Source organism: Priestia sp. VA7 (assembly GCF_055710015.1).
Genome location: NZ_JBVQPN010000081.1, coordinates 1 through 231, shown reverse-complemented (window position 1 = coordinate 231; position 231 = coordinate 1). Strand labels below are relative to the sequence as shown.

Sequence of the window (231 nt, the reverse complement as noted above, 5' to 3'; positions counted from 1 at the left end):
AGGATTCTCTCCCCGCCTACCTGTGTCGGTTTGCGGTACGGGCACCTCCCGCCTAGCTAGAGGCTTTTCTTGGCAGTGTGGAATCAGGAACTTCGGTACTATAGTTCCCTCGTCATCACAGCTCAGCTTTCATGATGAGCGGATTTGCCTACTCATCAGCCTAACTGCTTGAACGCGCATATCCAGCAGCGCGCTTACCCTATCCTACTGCGTCCCCCCCTTACTCAAACG

1 rRNA gene is annotated in these 231 nt (G+C 54.5%); it reads right to left on the bottom strand.

Annotation, left to right across the window (positions count from 1 at the left end):
• Window positions 1-231 (bottom strand): 23S ribosomal RNA (locus AC0C45_RS30305); the annotation flags it as partial.